Raw genomic sequence first — 19,620 nt, forward strand, 5'->3', positions numbered from 1 at the left:
CCCCCGGTGGAGGGCGCCCGCCCGCTGGGATTCAGGTACCGGTTCTCGTCCCGGCGCCTCGGGCACGCTCGGCCGAGCTGTGCGGTTCGGGCGCCCGCGCACCCGGGCTGCCGGGTCTGGGTGGTAGGTCCGGGGGTTGTCGCCACTCGGTTCGGTCGGGTGGTCGGGGCGGATCCCACGCCCAGCTCCACGCCGACTTCGACACCAGCACGATCGGGGCACCCTCGCCGGCGGGCGGGCGGAGCACGAACGGCCCTTTCCCGTCCCTGGTGATGCGCCATCCCGTGTTGTGCAGCTTCATGTGGTGAAACCGACAGAGCAGTACGCCGCGATCGACGTCGGTGTTGCCGCCCTCGGAGAAGTGGTCGCAGTGGTGCGCTTCGCAGTATGACGGGGGCCGATCGCAGCCGGGCCACACACAGCCCCCGTCACGAACGGCGAGCGCGAGTCGCTGTGCCGCTGAATACATGCGGGCCTCGCGTCCTAGGTCGAACGGGTTGCCCTCAGGATCGACGATGATCTCGATGAACCCGTTCGCGCACGCGTTCCGGTCGATCACCGAACCCGGCAGAGCGCAACCACCGTCCATGTCGTGCCCGACGGCGAGAAGGCGGCCGAAGGCATCGCGGGGGCCGGCGTCTTTGACAACGACCATCCGCACGCCCGGCTGCCTCGATCCGAACACGCTCTTGGCCTGGGCGAGCGCGCCGGCTCGGATGATGTCCATCAGCAGGTCGTACGCGAGCTGGTCGTTCGTGCGCGGGTCGTCGATCAGGTCCTCCGCTTGTGCACGCTCGTCGTCGGTCATGAAGCGCGGGCCACCGCGGCGCGGACGCAATCCCGCAGCCAGCATGGCGCGGACGAACGCCCCCATCTCATCGTCGAAGGCGATGGTGCTGCGGTCCTGTCCGTCCCCGTCGGTCCACATCCGGAATCCGCGGTTCTCGAACCGTCGGCCGTACCGTTCCTCCGCCCCGACCGGGTCGAGCATGTCTCGCATGGTCCGCGCGCGCTTGGCCAATTCCTCCACCGGCAGCCCCGATGCTTCGGCCGCGAGCGCTTCGGCAGCGAGCGTCCACGCCTCACGCACTATGGCTTCGCGGGCGTCCTGCGCGGCCGGATCCATCGGATCGAAGACAATCGACTCCGGGTCGCCTTCCGCGCCCGCCGCCTGGCGGGCCCCCGCCTCGCGGGCGGCCACCTCCGCCGGGTCGACGTCGCCGCGGTCGGCGGTCGCCACTCGAGGCTCGCCGAGCCCGCGCCGGATCGCGTCATGCTGCGCCGTCGTCAGCCGCCCTTCGAGGATTCCCCGCCGCAGCGGCTCATCCCACGGCACCACCCGCGTCGGGGCCTCGACCTGCGCCTCCACCCCGCCGCCGACGCCCTCGTCGGCACCGAACCCCGGCAGCTCCTCGCCCGCGGGCCCCGGCGCCCCCGAAACGCCGGCCCCTGGGTCGAGCGGCGGGGACGCAGCATCCATCCCCTCCACCAGCGACTTGCCGACGCGCACCTGACGCACGGCGTCGGCCCTCGTGCCACCGGTGATCGATTGGATCAGCTTCTCGGGCGTGGAGAAGCCCTGCCCGGCGGCGAGTCCGCCCTGGCCGCGGTCGCGCGAGGACCGGGTGGCCGCCACTCCGACGATCACCGCCTGCAGCCGGTCCGCGTCGTTCGCGATCGCGCCGACCTCGGCGAGGATCTGGAGCACCGACGCATCGCTCAGCCGCGACACACTAGACGGGAGTGCCTCAGTGTCGACATCCAGCTCCGACCATGCCACGAGCCGGTCGAGCCGGCCCCGCATGTCGGAAAGGAAGTTCATACCTGAAGCATCTCATGAGCCTCCGACATTCGAACCTATGTTCTCGACCTTCAGCGCAGATCGCAGACTTCCGAACATCGACTCGCCCGATGCCCACCGACCGCCGCATGAGACACCGAAAGCCGACCCAAATAAAGAGGTACCCGACCGATCGTTGGCGCCAGCACCCCCCTATATAGAAGGCAGGCGCCGGGCCATACAAGAGCACGTCACGGCACCACATCCGCCCCCGCGCCCTCCCCTACATAAGGTTCTCCGCCTTCGGGCGCAAATCGCAGACGTCCGAACGTCAGCTCACCCGATGCCCACCGACCGCCGCATGAGAGGCGCCGAAAACCGCCGCATATAAAGAGGTACCCGACCGATCCTCGGCACCAGCAACCCCTCCCCTATATAGGAGGCAGACGCCGGGCCCTACAAGAGGCACGCCACCGCACCACATCCGCCCCCGCACCCTCCCCAATAGAGGAACGGATCCCGCGCCCTCGCACCCTCCCCTATATAAAGGGGAACGGCTGCCGCGCCCCCGCCCCTCCGTGGTGCTGGCAATCCCCATCCCATGGAGGCGGACGCCGGCTCACCCCGTGCCCACCTACCGCTAAATCAGCGGCACCCAGACCGCGTGTATGAGGGGCACCCAGACCGCGTACATATAGGCACCGCGACCGCGCCACGACAAAGCCGCAACGCCTACTCTGCCCCATAAGAGAGGAACGGACCCCGCGCCCGCACCCTCCCCTATATAGGAGGCAGACGCCGGGCCGTACAAGACGCACGCCACCGCACCACATCCGCCCCGCACCCTCCCCTATATAAGAGGAACGGATGCCGCGTCCCCCGCCGCCTCACCAGATCAGCAGCGCCGCCCCGATCGCGTTGAAGGTGACGTGCGCGATCAAGGCCCCCGCGAGCCTTCCGCTGAGCAGCGTCAGCACGCCGCATCCCAGCCCCACGGCCAAGGTTCCGAGCAGCAGCCCCGTCGGCACGAACGCTCCTGCGGCCAGCGCGTGCAGTCCGGCGAACAGTGCCGTCGAGAACAGCACGGCGACCGCACCCGCGACCCACCGGCCCGCCCCGGCGAGCGCATCGCCCAGCGCGCGCTGGAGCAGGCCACGGAAGAACAGCTCCTCGACCAGAGGAGTCACCAGCACGGCGCCGACCAGGCCGACGATCGTCGCGGCCACGAAGCCGGAGTCCATGACCAACCCGCCCCCGAGCCCGCCGGCGGACGGCGCGACAAGCTCCACCAGCGCTCGCGCGATGAGCCCGACGCCGAGCCCGGCGACCAGGTCGATCCACGAGAATCCGCGGAGTCCGGTGGCGGCCGCGAACCGCTCCTGCGTGACCCGCGCGGCCACCATCACCGCACCCAGCAGCGGAGCCGACAGCAGCAGCAGGTCGACGAGCGCGACCACCACCAGCGGCCAGCCGGAGAGCGCGAAGTGCAGAGACGGCAGCCACAGGATCACGGCCGCGGCGAGCAGCGCCCCCACGGCCGCGACCGCCAAAGCCACCCACGGATGCCGCCAGGCTCGCCCGCCGATCGTCGAACCTGCCGACACCTCGGCACCGTTGTTCACCATTGGCCCCCCGACCTCTGGATAAGGCGAAGACCCCGGGCCTGAGCCCGGGGTCTTCGTGATGTCGTAGGTCAGCGGTTGGCTGCCGCGCGACGACGGGCGACCGCTGCCGCGACCGCGATGCCGCCGAGGCCGATGGCGCCGACGCCGAGCCAGATGATCGCGCCGGGAACCTCGCCACCCGTGGCGGGCAGCTGGCCCGAGCCACCGCTCGAAGCGGCCGTGCCGACGGTGAGGGTCTGCGTGCCGACGACGTTGCCCTCGCCGTCCGCGGCGGTGACCGTGTAGGTGCCGGTCTGGCTGGCGGTGAACTGCACCGAAGCCGAGCCGTTGACGACCTGCTTCTCGACTCCGCCCGAGCCGGCGGCGTGCACCAGCGATGCGAGCGTGACGCCCTGGCCGGGGGTGACGGTGATGCGCACGAAGGGGACGTTCAGGTTGTTGAACGTGATGGTGATGGTCTGACCCACGGCGGGCGTGGTGTCACTCACCACGACGGTCGGCGGGTCAGGGGTGTAGTCGGCGGAAGCCGCACCGGCGCCGCCGAGAACCAGCAGGCCGGCGACAGCGATCGCGGCGAAAGTCTTCTTGAACATGGCAGAGATCTCCCGAGGTTTTTGCGCGTCATCGGCTGGGGGGATTTGTGTCGGGCAAGCGCTCCCCGGTTGCCCGACCCGTCACACGCTACAGCATTCTGAGAGTTCGATGAGAGGCCCAGGGTTTCCAGAAAGTAACAAATTGCCGCTGTTGTCCCCCCTTTGGGGGACAAAAGAGCGCAGATTGCCCAATGACCTAGGTCATTGCGCCCGCGAGCAGCCCCAACGCCACGTATGAGGCGTTGTAGACCGCGTGCACGAGCACTGCTGCCCAGATGCGTCCGGTGAGCAGCACGAGCATCGCGCACACCATCCCGAGGAGCGAGAGCGACACCACTCCGCTCACGTCGCCGACCGACGAGATCCCGTGCATCAGCACGAAGAGCGCCGTCGACACGAGCGCCGCCGCGAGCCCCGCGGCGAACTTGCCGAAGGGCCGCCGCAGCACCGTGTACAGCGCGACGAGCAGCACGCCCCGGAAGAAGAACTCCTCCACCACCGGCGCGACGACGACCGGCGCGACGACGTCGAACACCACCGTCGACAACGGCACGACCCCGTCCACCTGCACCAGCGTCGGGAGCAGGGCGGGCGTCCCATCGAGCCCCTCGAGCCACCCCTGCGTCGTGCGCAGCAGCGCGCCCAGCACGAGCCCGTAGAGCACGTCCAGCGCGCGAATGCGCAGCAGGCCGATCGGGCGCGACCGGGTGAAGGCCCACGCGATGGGCAGCAGCATCCCGATCCAGACGATGACGGTGGCGGATGCTGCGGCCCACGGTGAATCCCAGACCGCGGCGACGAGCGCCCCGAGCAGCACGCCGGCGCCGAGCGAGATCAGCGCGACCGCGAGCAGGCCTTCGCGCCACCGGTAGACCGTGCGCCCGCCGAGCCGCCAGTCCGTGCGGGCCTCGTGCGCGCTCCGCCGCGACCGCCGCGGAGCAGCGACCTCTTCGACCGGCGCCCCCTCCGCAAGAGCATCGGCGGGGCCAGCCGCGGGCGCAGCCGCCGGCGGCTCGAGCGACCACAGGTCGACCACGGGTGCAGCGTCGCTAGGCTGATCGGGCACGCGCCTACGCTACCCCGCCGTGTGGAGGCCCTCTCTTGTTCGACATCCTGACGGTGTGCACGGGCAACATCTGCCGCTCGCCCCTCGCCGAGCAGCTGCTGCGCGATCGCCTCGCCGATCTGGCGCCCCACGTCTCGAGCGCCGGCACGCGGGGACTGCCCGCCGCGCCGATGACTCCCGAGGCGGCGCACATCGCCGTGGCGCTCGGCGTTCCGGAGTCCGAGACGGTCGAGCATCGGTCGCGGTTCCTCACCGAACAGCACCTCGTGTCGCCCGACCTCATCCTCGCGATGACCCGCGTACACCGCCGCGCGATCGCCGAGCTGGCACCGTCGCGGCTGCGTTCCACGTTCACGATCCGCGAGTTCGCGCGCATCGCCGCCGTGGTGCCCGAATCCGAGATCAAAGCGGCGGCGGATGCTGCGGACTACCCCTCCGAGAAGCTCAGGGCCGCGGCATCCGTGATCGCGTCTTACCGGGGTCTCGTGCCGCAGCCGGAGGATCCCGAGGACGACGACGTGATCGACCCGTACCGCCAGCCGTGGGAGACGTACCTGCTGTCGGCCCGGCAGCTCGAGCCCGCCGTCACGGCCGTCGCGGCCACCGTGCGCACTGCGCTGACGTAACGCTTTCCGGGTGCTCACCGGGCCCTGTGCAACAATTCACGGAGCACCGCCCAACCCCCACGAGAGGCGACATGGAGCTCACCGACTACATCCGGATCCTGCGCAAGAACTGGGTGATCATCGTTGTCGCCACCCTGGTCGGGATCGGCGTCGCAGCGGCCTGGTCGCTCACCCGTACGCCCCAGTACGAAGCGCAGAGCACGGTCTTCGTGTCGACCCAGTCGGGTTCGACCATCCAGGATCTGCAGCAGGGATCCAACTTCACGCAGTCCCGCGTGCAGACGTACACGAACCTCGTCACGACGCCGATCGTGATGAATCCGGTGATCGCCGAGCTCGACCTCGGCATGACTGCGAACGAGCTCTCGGCCACGGTCGAGGCATCCGCTGCCCTGAACACGACCCTGATCACCATCACGGTGACCGGCCCCGATCCGGTGCAGGCGGCCGATATCGCCAACGCCCTGGGTGCTTCGCTGAAGTCCGTCGTCGAGCGGCTCGAGACGCCGAACGGCACCGACACGAGCCCCGTGCGCGTCGAGCGTGTGAAAGACGCGCTGCCGCCGCTCAAGCCGTCGAGCCCGAACGTCCCGCTCAACCTCGCGCTCGGCGCGCTGGTGGGTCTCGCGCTGGGCATCGGCGTGGCGGTGCTGCGGGCCGTGCTCGACACGCGCATCCGCACCCCGCGCGATGTGGAGCAGGTCACCGACCGGCCGCTGCTGGGTGCGATCGCCTTCGACCCGAAGGCGAAGGAGCGCCCGCTCATCGTGCACGCCGACCCGCTCAGCCCGCGAGCCGAGTCGTTCCGCGCGATGCGCACGAACCTGCAGTTCCTCGACACCGAGGGGCACGCCTCGTACGTGATCACCTCGAGCGTGCCGAGCGAGGGCAAGTCGACCACGACCATCAACCTGGCCATCGCGCTGGCCGATGCCGGCAAGCGCGTGGCGCTGCTCGACACCGACCTGCGCAAGCCCAAGGTGGCCGAGTACCTCGGCGTCGAGGGCGGCGCCGGCCTCACCGACGTGCTGATCGGCCGCGCGCGCCTGGCCGACGTCATGCTGCCGTGGGGCAACCGCAGCCTCTACGTGCTGCCGGCGGGCAAGATCCCGCCGAACCCGAGCGAGCTCTTGGGCTCGAAGAGCATGCACCAGCTGCTCGAGGCTCTCGAGCGCGACTTCGACGTCGTGCTCTGCGATGCTCCTCCCCTGCTTCCGGTGACGGATGCTGCGATCCTGGCGAACGCGACCAGCGGGGCGATCCTCGTGGTGCGCGCCGGTCACACCAACCGCCACCAGCTCACGGGCGCGGTCGATGCGCTGAACGTCGCCGGCGCGCGCATCGCCGGTGTGGCGATGACGATGGTGCCGACGCGCGGCCCCGACTCGTACGCCTACGGGTACGGCTACGGCTACGGCTCGTACGGCTACGTCGCCGATGCTCCGGCCGCCAAGAAGCGCAAGCGCGGCAAAGACCCCAAGCCCGCCGCGCCTCCGGCACGGACGTCGACCGGGCCCGCCCGCACCGCGTCCCCCGCCCCTGCGGCCGCCCCAGCGGCGGCCACGGCTCCGGCCGCGCGCCCGGCAGGCGGCTCGGCACCCGCTGCCGCTCCCGCGGCCGCGCCGAACCAGGTGCGTTCGATCCCCGCCGTCACCGATCCGGCGAGCGCACCGTCGCAGGCCGGTGCGGCCGACGCGAAGCTGACGCTCGACGACATCATCCGGCAGGCGGGCGGCGCGGCGAACGCGCCCGGCCGCAACGACCCCCTCCCCTGACCCCGGGAACGCCATGCAACGTGAGGGCGCCGCGAAATGGGTCGCGGTCGCGGGAATCGCCGTGCTCGTCGCCATCGTCGGCGTGCTCGTGCTCGCCGCGCTCCAGCACGCGCGCCCGGACGCCGTGAGCGGCGAGGCGGAACCGGTGCCGACGTTCACGCTCGGCGTGCAGACGCCGACGCCGACCCCGACCCCCACGCAGGCCGCCGCCCCGAGCCTCGAGCAGACCCGCATGCTCGGGCTCGGCTCCGAGGTGTGGTGGCGCGCCACGGCCGGCTCCTGCACCGGCCCGGCGCCGCTGATCGAGCGCTCGTACGACCAGGGCGCGACCTGGACCGACGTGACCCCCACCTACCGGGGCATCGCCCAGGTGCAGACGCTCGAGGCCTTCTCGGCCCGCGACGCCGAGATCGTCGCCGCCGTGGCCGACTGCGAGCCGCAGGCGCTGCGCACGTACACGCGCGGCGAGTTCTGGGACCCCTACCCCGACGTGCTCGCCGCCTCGCGCTACGTCGACCCGAGCGATCCGGGTTCGGTGAACCTTCCGTCTGGCCCGGTGCCGGCGCCGTGCCCCGCCGCCTTCGGGCTCCACGCCTTCGGCGACGTGATCGCGCTGGTCTGCGACGGCCGCGCGTGGTCCTGGTCGGCCGGGGAGTGGGTCGCACTGGCCCCGGAGAACGCGCTGGCCGTCACCATCGACGGATCAGACGTTCTCGTCGCCCATCGTTCCGACGAGTGCGCCGGTGTGGCGATCGCCCGAGTGGCCGCCGGCACTCCCGACGTCGCGTCGCCGGTGGGCTGTGCTGAGGGAGCGGATGCTGCCGCCCCGGTCGCGATCGCCACGCGAGGTGATGGCGTCGTGGCGTGGATCGGCGACGCGCTCGTCGGCATCCCGTGACGTCGCAGGGTTGCCCTTGACGCAGGAGCCGTCGGCGAGGAACATGTCTCGCGTCCGGCACACTGGGGCTGTCGGACGGGGCCGTCCGGTTTTGCGCCACCCGGAGCGCAGGACGAGAGCCGAGGTCGATATGCCGAGACAGCGACACCGAATGCGGGTCGCGCTGAGCGCGTGGGCTTTGCCCCGCTCAGGGGGACGGGCGCGAGCCTCCTGGTGATCGCCTTCGAGTAGCAGGCCCACACCGAGTCCGCCGCGACTTCCCGACAGCCGCGGCGGGCTCCTTCTGTCCGGTTCAGTTCTCGCTTCGCGACCCGTTCGTTGAGCGAGGAGGAACGAGCGAGTCGAAACGCCTGAAGCGCGGCGCGCCACCTCTCCTTGAGCGAATCTTGAGATTCCGTGTCTTCGCACGAAACATGAACCCGGGCATGATGAGGGTTCTCTCATAATGAGAGAGCCCTTTCCTCCCCCAAGGAATTCCATGCCGACCTCGTACATTCCTCCGCGCCCGCCTACTGATACTCTTCCCGTGGTGGCCGGGAACACCACCACAAAGCGAGAAGGCACTGTGTCGTCGAATCCCCAGATCGACGCGCCAACGGAGTCGCCAGCCCATCCCCAGGCACGGGCAGCCGCTCCTTCGGCGAGCCCGGACGCGGCAGCCGAAACCTCCTCGGTTTCGGTCGTTGAGCGAGCGACGAACGAGCGAGTCGGAACGCCCCAGGCACCCGAGCAATCCGCTTCCGGTCCCTCTTCGTGGCGCCGCGCCTACGCCACTCGCCTGTGGCTGAGCGATGCCTTCGTCCTCATCTGGGCCGTCTATGGCACGCAACTGCTGTGGTTCGGCTGGGGCAACGCGCAGGTCGCCATCCGCCAGGACTCCCGATTCAACGAGTTCTCCTACTGGATCTTCTCGGCAGTCCTCGTCGTCGCCTGGATGTGGGCCCTCTCCCTCATTGACTCCCGCGACCACCGCGTCATCGGCAACGGCCCGACCGAATATGTACGCGTGGCCCGAGCGAGCTTTACGTTCTTCGGCGCCATCGCGATCCTCGCCTTCCTGTTCCGTGTCGACGTCGCCCGCGGGTATCTGCTCATCGCACTCCCGCTCGGCATCTTCGTTCTGCTGCTCGAACGCTGGCTCTGGCGTCAGTGGCTCATCGCTCAGCGGTGGGTCGGGCAGTACTCCGCGAAGGTCCTGCTCGTCGGCTCTGAGGAATCAGTCGCCGCAATCGCACGTGAGCTCCAGCGCTCGCCTACCGCGGGGTACCACGTGGTCGGCGCATGTGTCCCCTCCGGCAAGATCGCCGCGACGATTCCCGGTACGTCGGTTCCCGTTATGGGCACTGTCGACAATGTCGAGCGAGCCATCGCCGCAACGGGGGCCGACACTGTCGCCGTGACCAGCACCGACGATCTGCCAACCATGAAGGTGAAGCAGATCTCCTGGGCACTCGAGGCGGGCCGCCAGCACCTGGTGCTCGCCCCGAGCATCGCCGACATCGCCGGCCCACGCATTCACACCCGCCCGGTCGCCGGTCTTCCACTGATTCACGTCGAGACCCCGAAGTTCAGCCGCGGGCAACGCATTGCGAAGCGCACGATGGACCTCCTGATCTCTGTCATCGGACTGATCCTCATCAGCCCGCTGATGGCCTTCCTGGCCATCAGCGTCCGTTTGACTTCCGAAGGCCCTGTGCTCTTCCGTCAGAAGCGAGTCGGCCTGAAGGGCCGTGAGTTCGAGATGCTGAAGTTCCGCTCGATGGTAGTAAACGCGGAAGAGCTCTTGGTCGACCTGCGCGAGAAGCAGAACTCAGGCAATGAGGTTCTCTTCAAGATGGCTGACGACCCGCGTGTCACGCCGGTCGGCAAAATCATGCGCAAGTACAGCCTCGACGAGTTGCCCCAGCTGTTCAACGTCCTCGCGGGCAACATGTCGCTTGTTGGGCCCCGCCCGCCCCTAGCGAGCGAGGTCGCAATGTACGACACGCACGTTCACCGGCGCTTCCTCATGAAGCCGGGCATCACGGGTGCATGGCAGGTGGGCGGTCGTTCGTCACTGTCATGGGGGGACTCCGTCCGGCTCGATCTCGCCTATGTCGAGAACTGGTCTCTGATGGGAGACTTCGTAATTCTCGTCAAGACTGCGCGTGCCGCGCTCTCTCCCGGCGATTCTGCTCACTGACCGTTCCTGACTATCGAAGGGATCAATCTTGCCTTCTGTGGCGATCATCGGTACCCGCGGCTATCCGAGCTATTACGGCGGCTTCGAAACAGCGGTTCGCAAGCTGGCCCCCTTCCTTGCGGACGAGGGGTGGGATGTAACTGTGTACAGCCGTCCGGGCGCAACGCGCCCCGACGACCCGAGCCGCGATCCCCGCGTTCGGGTGGTGGAGACAAACGGACTCGAGACGAAGTCCTTCAGCACGCTCAGCTACGGGTATACAGCTGTCCGTCACGCCGTTTCGCAACGCCCCGATGTGGCGCTTGTGATGAACGTAGCGAACGGCTACTGGCTGCCGCTCCTCAAAGCCGCGGGGATCCCTACGCTGGTCAACGTCGACGGAATCGAGTGGGACAGAGCCAAGTGGGGTCGCCTGGCGAAATGGGTGTTCCACAACGGAGCAAAGTGGACAGCCAGACATGCCACGCGCTTGGTCTTCGACGCCAACGAGATCGGGCGACGTTGGCATGACGAGTTTGGTCTCGATGGCGAGTTCATTCCCTATGGCGGAGACTTCATCGACGAAGAGTTGCCGCTCGAGCCTGGCCTCAGACATCGCCAATATGCCCTGATGGTGGCCCGCTTCGTGCCCGAGAATACGGTGGCCGAGTTCCTCGAGGCGGCCCCGCGCATCGCCGAGTCCGCAGATGTCGTCATCGTTGGCTCGTCAGGGTATGGAGGCGATCTTGATGAGCGGGCGCAAGCGCTCGCGGACAGGTACGAGCGCGTGCGCTGGCTGGGCCATGTTAGCGACGATCGCCGGCTCCACAGCCTTTGGCAACATGCCGGTGTGTACTTTCACGGACACAGCGTCGGCGGTACGAATCCAGCTCTCGTGCAGGCGATGGCACTTGGGGCCCCTGTCGTTGCGAGGGACACCGCTTACAACCGCGAAGTCCTGGGGACTGGCGAGTTCGTCGAACCGAAAGCGGAGGACATTGCCGAAACGATTATCAAGGCACTGGCCGACGAAGCAGGACTTGAGATCCAGGGCCAAGCTAACAAACGACGTGCGCGGCAGCGGTACTCGTGGGACGGTGTCAACAGCTCGTACACTGCCGCACTCTCAGCCTTGATCAGTGTCAGTGCGGAAGTACCCGAGAAGGACTTCGAAGACGCCTCGGAACTGCTTCACCCCTGAGATGGCGGACGCTCTCGGCGAGTTTTCCGCACTCGCGGTAACTTGACCGTCGTTTGCAGGGCAGCCAAGCGTTGTGCGGGGTCGACGGTCCACGGCGTATGGCTCTCGCCGGAGATGCGGCAGCGCACGATGCTGGTGCTGGCGGGCGCGGCCGGAGCACCCGACGTTGATGGCCGCCACCCGGGGCGTGGCCGGGCTGCTCGGGATGAGCACGGGCACGGTGCGGTCGTGGCGGCGTCGCTTTAAGGGGTCGACGGCGGAGATCAAGCGACTGCAGAAGGAGAACGCCGAGTTGCGCAGACCAACGAGGCCCCCAAGGCCGCGAACGGTCTTTGGGAAGGAACTCGACCAGCCGTGACCGAAATGATCCGGTTTATCGATGGGTACCGGGATCGTTTCAAGGTCGAGCTAATCTGCCGTGTCCTCCGACCGGCAAGTCAGGCCTCCTCGCACCCCGTGGCCACCGCGCCGCCGCCGTCGCCCCGGCGGCAGGCAGCTGCGGCACAACCTGCTGGTGCCGGGGGTCGCGGCAACGTGCGGAGAACTACGGCGGTACCGGGCGCTGGAAGATGCATGCGCTGATGCGTCGGCCAGGTTGGGACGTCGGCCCCGACCAGGCCGGGCGGCTTACGCGCCTCGCCAGGGTGCAGATGTCCGCACGTCGAAATCGGGTGTTGACTACCCGCCTCGACAAGACGACCATTCTGCCCGCAACCTCGTCAACCGTCGATTCGGCGCTCCCGCGGCCAGGCGGCTTTGGGTCTGCGACATCACGGTTGTCCCGACGCGGTCCGGTTCGCGTGCGTTGCGTTCGTCACCGACGTCTGCTCGCGGCGCATCGTCGGGCGGAACGTCGCGTCGACGTTGCGCTCGGACTTCCTGCCGCTGCAAGTGTTGGACATGGCCGCGTGGGGCGTCGGCGGCCGGCTCGATGGGCTCGTTCATCATGCCGACCACGGATAGACCTACACCGCCATGGCCGATCACCGATGTCAGCTTGCTTCGCAGGGGTCTCCTTGCGTGACCCGCCGGCAAACGCAGTCCCACGTTCGCCGAGGCCCGGAAGCGACCGCGTCCTTGTCGTCACTCGGACGGCGTCTGCGGTGCGATCGACACCGTCGTATGGCGAAAAGCAGTCACCCGCCGCCGGCGTCGACGACTGTGGCTGATCCTTCACGTTACAGACGCTCCCACGCCCTCGACCTGTGCTCGCCATCCTCGCCGCCGTCGTACCGATCATCGCGAGCCTCGCCCTCGCCAGCTCGGGAAGCGGCCCGCGTCGGGCGCGCTATAACGCCGAGCGCAAAAAGCTGGAGGACCTTGCGCCGCGCGAGCTCGGTACACGCAACAAAGCGATCACCGAGAGGCGCATCAGACTCCTCGAGCTGAACGGCGTGGACCCATGGGTTGGCACCCTTCGCGGGATAGGAGTCGAGGCGCAACCCCAACCCATGCCGTCAAGATCCGTCGACAGTGAGTGCTCCGCCGGGGATCCGCGCCGACGTGGTTCCGTTGGCGCTCGACATGCTCTGAGCGCCATTGCGGGCGCCACTGAGCCCCTCGGCCTCGGGGCCGGGGGGCTAGAGCATTGTGCGTGCGATAGATGGAAACGCGGGGGCGCTATTCTGCCGGTCATGCCCAAAGAGCGATCCGCAGCAATCGACGCCATCCGTGTGCTCGGAATCACGGCTGTCGTAGCTGGTCACGTGTGGAGCGGCGAGCTTGCGCGTGACCTGATCTACACGTGGCAGGTCCCGGTCTTCTTCTTCCTCAGCGGGTACCTGTGGAGCACCGGCCGCACGCTCGCGAGCGAGGCTCGGAACCGCTGGCGCACCCTGGGCGTGCCGTACGCCTTCTGGCTGGTCGTCATCGGCACGCTGTACATGGGGTGGCTTGCTTACAACGGCCAGCTGACCATCGAAGTCCCGCTTCGCATCCTTGCCGGGGGCGAATACATCGGACGGCCGCTCTCGGCCTTCTGGTTCATGAGCGCCCTGTTTGCAGCCTGCATCCTGTTCCGCCTACTGGACCGTTGGCCGTTGGCGATCGTCGCGGTGGGCACCGCTGGACTCATTGCGGCGGGGTTGAGGCCGGATCTCGTCGCGGGCATCCCTCTCTCGATCGGCGTCGCGGTCCCGGCCCTCATCTTCATGATCGCCGGATACGCGCTGAAGGCATTGCGCGACCGGATTCCGGCACCGACCGTCCTCGCTGCTGCCGCATTGGCGGTAGCAGCGGTGCTCGTCGCGACAGGTCTGTCTGCGCCCCTCGACATGAAGCGAGCCGACTTTGGCACGGCGGGGCTCAGCGTCTTGGTCGCCGTCATGATCTCGGGCGGCCTAGTGGTGCTCTCCGAGACACTAGTACCGAAGCTTGGCGCGGCGCCAGGCCGCGCACTCATCGCTCTGGCGTCGTGCGGGACGATGGTGATCCTCACCCACGCGGTGATCTTGTGGGTGCTCGACACACCCGCAGACGGATCGTTGCTTGACTTCGCGCTGGCGTTGGTGCTGCCGTGGGCTGCCGCCCTCGTTGTGGCGAGGACGCCGCTGTCGCCGCTCCTCATCGGAGCGCCGCGGCAACAGCGGGTGCGTCAGGCTACGCCGTAAGGCGATTGCGTGGCGCTAACCACAGTCGTGATCCCCGCATCATCCAGGATGCGCGGCCAGGTCGCGAGAGCCGCAATCTGCGCTGGATAGCGGCACGTCCTGGGCCGTGCGATACGCTCGGCGACATGCTTGGAGGACTCACGGCCCTCATTGCAAGCGCGCTCATCGCTATCGCCGCGGTCGGTGTGTACCGGAGCCGCGAGTGGGCACGGCAGAAGCTTGAACGCGATTAGGTAGCGGTCATTTCAAGCGCGGTCGCCGCAGTGATGACGTTTGCTTTGACCGTCACGAGGTAGTCCATGAACGACTTGAACGTGGCAAACGAGATGCCGGTCGTTCCGTCGACCTGATGGAACATCACGTTCAGCAGCTACTTCCCCGCGACTGCCACCTACACGGCGCCTTGAGCGTCCAGAGCGTCGTGGACGACGACGTAGCAGGATGCGGGCCCTTGTGCAATTCGCAAGCGGTCTGGTTCGTCCCGTCATAGACGGTGAGGCTCGCGTTTGCTTTGCTCAGAGTGAACGAGGCATTACCACCGTTCGCCGACTTTTGCAGCGAGAGGGCCGCGCCGTCCGCCACCTCGGAACCGCCGAGGATCCCGAGGTTTGCCACTGCCGCCATCTGCGATGGTGTCCGTCACATCGACTCTGCCACCGATCCGAGAGATGTCGACGAACACCGCCAAGTCCTCATCTTTCCCCGCGCGCAACTTTGATACACGCGCTCCAAGCTGCCCGAGCATCGGAGCGACGAATAAGGATGAAGTCGCGCGCGCGCGCGACCCGGAAGTGACGCAACCACAAGATGTTGAGGAATCCCGCCACACAATTGCCAGCGAGAGTCGCTAGTGCAGCGCCCTGAGCTCCCAGCACCGGCGCAAGCACGAACAAAGCTGCGATGTTGACGGCCGTTGCCGCTAGGAGGCTTACGCTCCGTAGCCCGGGATGGCCGCGAGAGTTTAGACCAGCCCCCGCAACCGAACCCGGATTCCCGAGGACGACACCAAGTGCAAGGATGGCAAACACCGGCACTGACTGCGCAAAGTCCGCTCCGAAGAGCAGAGGCACGAGCCAGATCGCAACGATCGCGCATGCGCCCGCGATCAGCAGCGTGCCGATGGTCGAGATTCGTGCTGCGCGAGTCAGTCGCGCGTCGTTAGATTCGCGTGATTCCAGCGAAAAGACCACGTTACCCACCGCCGCGTTGAAGACCAGCACAACGTCGACGATAGAAACTGCAACTGCATAGATACCCAGTTCGTAAGCGCCCGCAAGCGGCAGCATGATCAACTGGTCGACCCGCGAAAGTAGAATCCCGCCCACGGAGCCGCCCCACACGCGAAGACCGAAGCTCGACAACTCTGCATAGCCCACTGGCGCTGGCACCGCAGCTGCGGCGATCCGCCGCGGGATTAGATAAGCCACACCGCCCGCAAAGGAAGTGATTCCAATCGTGATCGACGCGCTCCAGACCGACAAATGCCCAGTCGCTGCCAGCGCCGCGATCAAGGCCAACCGGCTCGCAGAACCGATTAGGCGCTCCCAGAACACCAGGCCCCAGTTGCCGCGGCCCATTGCTCGACCTCGGAGGAGGGCGACGAGCAGAGCAAACGGCGTCAACCATCCCAAGGTTGCAATGAGGCGTGCCAGGTCGGCATCCCCGGCGGCCAACCAACCGGCGAAGAGGGAGATCAGTACGGCTGAGGCCAATCCAGCGCCAAACACTGAGCACACTGCGTAGAGGAACGTCCGATTGCTCAGTGCAAGATGCTTGGCGTAGTAGTAAGTGAAGGCCTCGGGAAGGCCCAACGTGAATACACCAATCACCAACAGGAGAGGGGCCGATGCCGCCGCAACTTCTCCGCGGCCGGCGGCGCCGAGCGAACTCGCCAGGATTGGCGCGACCGCCAGACCTACTAGGGGCGGTACAAGGTTCGCCAGTGACGTGATCGCAACGGAACGCGAGGTATTCATTTCTTCTGCCGCGCCCTTCGAACCTTGCTGGTCCTCTCTCCCAGGCCGCCCGTCTTTTCAGCGGCCACAAGGATCGCTACCGCCAACCACCAGACCGGGTTATACATGACGTTCGAAAATAGTGAGTTGATGGCGACGACGAGCGTCAACTGTCCACCCAATGTATTCGCCCGGAAAACAGACAGCAGACCAATTAACAATATGAACGGCACCGCGAGCACCTTCGCGTCAGCAGCCAAGGCCAGGACCCAGTTTGTTGCTACAGAATTTTGCGTCGTTACAGACGCGGCTGTCTCGATTTGCCCGATGATCGTCACCCGTGCGCTTGCACTTAGCCCGTACCCGTTCCACGGGGCGCTCTGGGCGAGCGCAATCAGACCGTCCAACTGTTGCCCTCGGTACTGCGCGTTGTCATCTCGATGCTCGAGGAAAAAAATGCTTAACACTCGCGTCCAGGCGGTGTTGGCCACATCAGGGAATATCAGGGCAGCGAGGCTGCCGACCGCTAATGTAGCAACGACTGGCTTCCAACCCAGGCGGAGGTCGAAATACTGCGGGCGTCCGCGCGCACGCGTCATTACGAGAGCGATGATCAGTGAAACCACCAACGCGAGCCAGGCAGCCCTCGCGAAACTGAAAAGTAGCGCAAGCGCGTTTATCACGATCAGCCAACCCCGGAGCTTCGTCCGAGCGGTCTGCCAACGAAGGAGTACCACGAGTGCAAATGCGGCGTAAAGACCAACCCAGTCCGGTTCACCTACAAGTCCCGTTGGGCGGATCAGCCCACTTGAGTCGATGAAAAGCTCGCTCGGCAGGATCCGAAATTCCTGCAGGATGGCGGTAGCGCTTGATACAGTCGCACCTGCTATGACGCCTGCAGAAATCAGTTTGAGTCGGCGCCAGTCAACCATTGCGGCTACGAGAACTGCGGAAAGAGCTTGAATGCATAACTGGACCCAAAGCAGCCCGTTCACGTAATAGACGCTACCGACCATCGAGAGGCATAACGCAGCCACCGCGAAAATGAGCAGCAACACGTCCCGCGTAGCGGTGCGTAGGGTCGACCCTCGTGCGAAAGTCGCAGCGAAGCCGAGGAAGGTCAGAAGATTGGCTACGTGCAGGCTCGAGATTTGCAGATCACGAAACATGCTCGTGAACCCAATCAACACGAAGAGGGCCGAGACCACTTTGCCGTCCACTCGCGGCACGACCTCTGACCCTAGGCGCGTCTCAGCCATTCAACCGCGGTCTTTCGAGTTGGCACCGAAGGCAACGATGCGACCACCTCTCGCACTTGCAACGGCTGATTGAGCGCAGCCAACAACGCTCCTACTAGGCCCGTCGACGACGAAGAGTCATACACGCGATGTCCTTGATCTGCTAGCCACTCGGCGAGGCCGGTCTCGTCGCTGGCCACAATTGTGCACCCCGCCGACAGTCCTTCCAGAATCGGCAAACCAATCTGCTCTCGCCAGCGACCCGAGCGGATAGAGGGCAGGACGAGGACAGAGCGTTCGAGGAGAAGGCTCTTCACTAGCGAGTGCGCCATCGACGAATGAAATGCGCGCCGTTCTGTCGTGGCCCAGGCGCGCACCTCCGGAGCCATCGGTCCGTCGCCGATGATGTCTAGTCGGGCGTCGGGCAGCTGCTCTTCGACTACGCTCCAGGCGCGCATAAGCGACTCGATGCCCTTGCGCTCCTCTAGTCGCCCCACGAAGACAACACCGCTGCGGTCCCCTGAAGTCACCGCCAGCGGATCAGGCGAGGGGAGGCTGGTGAACACTTGGGAGCGCACCCGCGGGGAAAGTCTCAATCGCTGATATGTAGCTGCCGCTCCGGAGGAGGCAAAGGCGAGACGTGTATACACGATCGACATGGCGAGACCCAATACTCGCGTAAACACCCACGTGACGAGACGCCTGTTTCGACCGCGTCCGGCTACGAGAGCAGAGATCGAATTATTCTCCATACAGTAGGAAACGACGCGGGAACGCCTCATGACGTGCCCTATTTTCCACGCGAAAGCGATAACCGCCCACTTGTGGAGGTTGCGCACCCAAAGGGGTTCGAATATGTCAAGAGTGTCGCAGTCAGATGAAAAAGCCTCGACGACAGCGCCCATGACTGAGACCTGACGGATGCGTTCATCGCGCGATGTTCTCTGCTCAAGATCATACTTTTCATCGAAGTACAGAAGCGCCGCAACGTCATCCGTGAGCAGGTCGACATGGTAGTTGCGAAGTTCAGGAACTACTTGCAGCGTTGCCATCATCCCCACCCTCCAACAGCACCTTCCGCCAGCTTGCGACTGCCCGATGGAAGTAGTGGTCGCGAACTTCGACCGTACCAGCGCCGGCGTCGAGGCCCGCGTTTCGAATGGCACGCTCCCAAGACTCAACTCGTGATGGGTCACGCGGGCTCCAATCGCGAGTCGGCGCGAGCAACTCCATGAACTCGGACGACGCCGCCACTACGGGCGTTCCTACTTCAACCGCTCGTATCGCGATTCCCGACTGGTAGAAGCGCTTGTACGGGATCAGCACGACACTGGACGAACGAAGTAGATCAACAAGTGTCCTCTCGTCCAAGAAACCTTCTTCAACGTCGATGCCCGGGATCGACGGCCAGCCTCGTCCGCGAACCTCGATCTCGAAAGAACCAGTCGCCCCAAGATCGCGAAGTAGGTCCACATCGCGATCCCGCTTGTACTGACCGAGGACGCGCACAACCGTTGATCGAGCGTCGGCTACTATGGCCTCTCCAATCGAGATCGGGTGTAAAGCCAATCTGGCCTGTTGGCGAACGAACGCCGATTGGATGTGTGACCTCGCGAATTCAGTATGGACGACCACCGCCACGCGCGGCCGAATGATTCCGATCAGGCGCCTGGCGACGCGCCCGTATCCCACAGAACGCACCAGCGGCGATCCATCGTGGATGATCAGAACCCCCCGCGGGCCGGCAAGCAAGCGAATCAATATCAGATCCAGAAGCCCGAGGACCGGCCAAGTCACTATCACTCGATCGGATCTCGACCACCGACCGTACTTGCCGAGGGCACCGAGATAGTTTGCCACCCATCGGATGCGGCTCACCTCGCCCGTCGACGGCTCCGACAGTGAGACGACGTGGACACGGTCCGCGCCGGTCGCCGCCTCCAGCGTTTGCTGAATCTCTCGCGAGTAATGCGTCATGGTGCCGCGAAGGGGGTTGATAACTGTGATCCTCACGCATGCACCCCACAGACGATCATGCGCTCTCGCCTGCCGCTCGCTCGACCCGCCGCGGGGAGCCGCGCAGCACCATCAAG

15 protein-coding genes are annotated in these 19,620 nt (G+C 66.3%); 6 read left to right on the forward strand and 9 right to left on the reverse strand.

What is annotated here, in order from left to right:
- Positions 1–31 precede the first annotated feature (31 nt).
- The 4 genes from JNB61_RS18275 to JNB61_RS20570 form a co-directional block, all read right to left on the reverse strand.
- Positions 32–1,822 carry an HNH endonuclease signature motif containing protein gene (locus JNB61_RS18275; protein WP_220340564.1) on the reverse strand — a complete coding sequence of 597 codons (1,791 nt, stop codon included), beginning with the start codon at positions 1,820–1,822 and terminating at the stop codon, positions 32–34.
- Positions 1,823–2,667: 845 nt separating this feature from the next.
- Positions 2,668–3,405 carry a CPBP family intramembrane glutamic endopeptidase gene (locus JNB61_RS18280; RefSeq protein ID WP_220340565.1) on the reverse strand — a complete coding sequence of 246 codons (738 nt, stop codon included), beginning with the start codon at positions 3,403–3,405 and terminating at the stop codon, positions 2,668–2,670.
- Positions 3,406–3,473: 68 nt separating this feature from the next.
- Positions 3,474–3,998 carry an LPXTG cell wall anchor domain-containing protein gene (locus JNB61_RS18285; protein ID WP_220340566.1) on the reverse strand — a complete coding sequence of 175 codons (525 nt, stop codon included), beginning with the start codon at positions 3,996–3,998 and terminating at the stop codon, positions 3,474–3,476.
- A gap of 196 nt (positions 3,999–4,194) precedes the next feature.
- On the reverse strand, positions 4,195–5,064 hold the full coding sequence (locus JNB61_RS20570; protein WP_220340567.1) for a CPBP family intramembrane glutamic endopeptidase: 870 nt from the start codon (positions 5,062–5,064) through the stop codon (positions 4,195–4,197).
- 35 nt (positions 5,065–5,099) lie between these two features.
- On the opposite strand from JNB61_RS20570, the gene JNB61_RS18295 reads away from it, so the two are divergent.
- The 6 genes from JNB61_RS18295 to JNB61_RS18320 all read left to right on the forward strand — a co-directional run bounded on the left by JNB61_RS18295 (position 5,100) and on the right by JNB61_RS18320 (position 14,334).
- Positions 5,100–5,690 carry an arsenate reductase/protein-tyrosine-phosphatase family protein gene (locus tag JNB61_RS18295; protein WP_220340568.1) on the forward strand — a complete coding sequence of 197 codons (591 nt, stop codon included), beginning with the start codon at positions 5,100–5,102 and terminating at the stop codon, positions 5,688–5,690.
- Positions 5,691–5,761: 71 nt separating this feature from the next.
- The gene (locus JNB61_RS18300; protein WP_220340569.1) at positions 5,762–7,465 is read left to right on the forward strand and encodes a polysaccharide biosynthesis tyrosine autokinase; all 1,704 of its coding nucleotides are present in this window, start codon (positions 5,762–5,764) and stop codon (positions 7,463–7,465) included.
- A gap of 13 nt (positions 7,466–7,478) precedes the next feature.
- Positions 7,479–8,363, forward strand: coding sequence for a hypothetical protein (locus tag JNB61_RS18305; protein ID WP_220340570.1), 885 nt, complete (start codon positions 7,479–7,481; stop codon positions 8,361–8,363).
- Positions 8,364–8,892: 529 nt separating this feature from the next.
- Entirely contained in the window at positions 8,893–10,545 is a 1,653-nt protein-coding gene (locus JNB61_RS18310; protein ID WP_308291299.1) for a sugar transferase, read from the forward strand.
- 37 nt (positions 10,546–10,582) lie between these two features.
- Complete coding sequence (locus JNB61_RS18315; protein WP_308291300.1) at positions 10,583–11,725, forward strand: glycosyltransferase; 1,143 nt, start codon at positions 10,583–10,585, stop codon at positions 11,723–11,725.
- Between the two features lie 1,634 nt (positions 11,726–13,359).
- Positions 13,360–14,334: an acyltransferase family protein gene (locus JNB61_RS18320; protein ID WP_220340572.1), complete on the forward strand. Its 975-nt coding sequence runs from the start codon at positions 13,360–13,362 to the stop codon at positions 14,332–14,334.
- 229 nt (positions 14,335–14,563) lie between these two features.
- Here the strand turns inward: JNB61_RS18320 and JNB61_RS20335 are convergent, their stop codons facing one another.
- The 5 genes from JNB61_RS20335 to JNB61_RS18340 form a co-directional block, all read right to left on the reverse strand.
- Complete coding sequence (locus JNB61_RS20335) at positions 14,564–14,695, reverse strand: hypothetical protein (RefSeq protein WP_262927530.1); 132 nt, start codon at positions 14,693–14,695, stop codon at positions 14,564–14,566.
- Positions 14,696–15,026: 331 nt separating this feature from the next.
- Complete coding sequence (locus tag JNB61_RS18325) at positions 15,027–16,310, reverse strand: oligosaccharide flippase family protein (RefSeq protein WP_220340573.1); 1,284 nt, start codon at positions 16,308–16,310, stop codon at positions 15,027–15,029.
- On the reverse strand, positions 16,307–17,518 hold the full coding sequence (locus JNB61_RS18330) for an O-antigen ligase family protein (protein ID WP_220340574.1): 1,212 nt from the start codon (positions 17,516–17,518) through the stop codon (positions 16,307–16,309). Before JNB61_RS18330 ends, JNB61_RS18325 begins: the two co-directional genes overlap by 4 nt.
- 11 nt (positions 17,519–17,529) lie before the next feature.
- Positions 17,530–18,582, reverse strand: a complete 1,053-nt coding sequence (locus JNB61_RS18335; RefSeq protein ID WP_220340575.1) for a glycosyltransferase family 4 protein — start codon at positions 18,580–18,582, stop codon at positions 17,530–17,532.
- Positions 18,554–19,540, reverse strand: coding sequence for a hypothetical protein (locus JNB61_RS18340; RefSeq protein ID WP_220340576.1), 987 nt, complete (start codon positions 19,538–19,540; stop codon positions 18,554–18,556). The genes JNB61_RS18335 and JNB61_RS18340 overlap by 29 nt, the downstream gene beginning before the upstream one ends.
- Between the last annotated feature and the right edge of the window lie 80 nt (positions 19,541–19,620).

The organism is Microbacterium ureisolvens (assembly GCF_019511645.1).
Classification (GTDB): Bacteria; Actinomycetota; Actinomycetes; order Actinomycetales; family Microbacteriaceae; genus Microbacterium; species Microbacterium ureisolvens_A.

Excerpts from the sequence above, each read along its gene's own strand:
- JNB61_RS18275 (WP_220340564.1), bottom strand. The coding sequence starts at position 1,822 with ATGAACTTCCTTTCCGACATGCGGGGCCGGCTCGACCGGCTCGTGGCA.
- JNB61_RS18280 (WP_220340565.1), bottom strand. The coding sequence starts at position 3,405 with ATGGTGAACAACGGTGCCGAGGTGTCGGCAGGTTCGACGATCGGCGGG.
- JNB61_RS18285 (WP_220340566.1), bottom strand. The coding sequence starts at position 3,998 with ATGTTCAAGAAGACTTTCGCCGCGATCGCTGTCGCCGGCCTGCTGGTT.
- JNB61_RS18300 (WP_220340569.1), top strand. The coding sequence starts at position 5,762 with ATGGAGCTCACCGACTACATCCGGATCCTGCGCAAGAACTGGGTGATC.
- JNB61_RS18305 (WP_220340570.1), top strand. The coding sequence starts at position 7,479 with ATGCAACGTGAGGGCGCCGCGAAATGGGTCGCGGTCGCGGGAATCGCC.
- JNB61_RS18320 (WP_220340572.1), top strand. The coding sequence starts at position 13,360 with ATGCCCAAAGAGCGATCCGCAGCAATCGACGCCATCCGTGTGCTCGGA.
- JNB61_RS18325 (WP_220340573.1), bottom strand. The coding sequence starts at position 16,310 with ATGAATACCTCGCGTTCCGTTGCGATCACGTCACTGGCGAACCTTGTA.
- JNB61_RS18335 (WP_220340575.1), bottom strand. The coding sequence starts at position 18,582 with ATGATGGCAACGCTGCAAGTAGTTCCTGAACTTCGCAACTACCATGTC.